We start from the raw sequence: 1,108 nt of genomic DNA, 5'->3' as shown, positions 1-1,108 counted from the left end.
TTATCAGCGATTAAGCGATAACTTTAGCAACAACGCCCGCGCCTACTGTACGGCCGCCTTCACGGATGGCGAAACGCAAACCGTCGTCCATCGCGATTGGGTGGATCAGGGTAACAACCATTTTGATGTTGTCGCCCGGCATTACCATCTCTACGCCTTCTGGCAGTTCGATGGTGCCCGTTACGTCAGTTGTACGGAAGTAGAACTGAGGACGGTAGCCTTTGAAGAACGGAGTATGACGGCCGCCTTCATCTTTGCTCAGGATATACACTTCGGATTCGAACTGAGTGTGCGGCTTGATTGAACCCGGCTTAGCCAGTACCTGACCACGCTCGATTTCTTCACGCTTGATACCACGCAGCAGAACACCAACGTTCTCGCCTGCACGACCTTCGTCCAGCAGTTTGCGGAACATTTCTACGCCAGTACAGGTAGATTTCGCCGTATCTTTGATACCAACGATTTCAACTTCTTCACCGACTTTAACGATACCGCGCTCTACACGACCAGTAACAACGGTACCACGACCGGAGATGGAGAATACGTCTTCGATTGGCAGCAGGAACGGCTTGTCAATGGCACGCTCTGGTTCTGGGATATAAGAATCCAGGTGCTCTGCCAGTTCGATGATTTTTGCTTCCCACTCAGCTTCGCCTTCCAGCGCTTTCAGAGCTGAACCACGAACCACTGGGGTGTCGTCGCCTGGGAAGTCGTACTGAGACAGCAGCTCACGTACTTCCATCTCAACCAGTTCCAGCAGCTCTTCGTCATCAACCATGTCACATTTGTTCAGGAACACAATGATGAAAGGAACGCCAACCTGACGACCCAGCAGGATGTGCTCACGGGTCTGAGGCATTGGGCCGTCAGTCGCAGCAACAACCAGGATCGCGCCGTCCATCTGGGCAGCACCGGTGATCATGTTTTTCACATAGTCGGCGTGTCCTGGGCAGTCAACGTGCGCGTAGTGGCGAGACGGGGTATCGTATTCAACGTGAGACGTGTTGATGGTGATACCACGTGCTTTTTCTTCTGGTGCGTTATCGATCTGGTCGAATGCACGCGCGTTACCACCGTAGGTTTTAGCCAGAACGGTAGTGATTGCAGC

At 52.9% G+C, this 1,108-nt stretch carries 1 protein-coding gene; it reads right to left on the bottom strand.

Going from position 1 to position 1,108, the window contains the following annotated elements; all coding sequences use genetic code 11:
- Positions 1–10 precede the first annotated feature (10 nt).
- Positions 11–1,108, bottom strand: a 1,098-nt coding sequence (gene tuf, locus ACIPUG_RS21420; RefSeq protein ID WP_094371430.1) for an elongation factor Tu, incomplete at its 5' end; no start/stop codon positions are given.

The sequence above is a fragment of the Pectobacterium sp. CHL-2024 genome, from assembly GCF_044751765.1.
In the GTDB taxonomy this organism is placed as follows: domain Bacteria; phylum Pseudomonadota; class Gammaproteobacteria; order Enterobacterales; family Enterobacteriaceae; genus Pectobacterium; species Pectobacterium brasiliense.
Note: the sequence above shows the minus strand (reverse complement) of the source record. Positions and strands in the feature narration are given on the sequence as shown.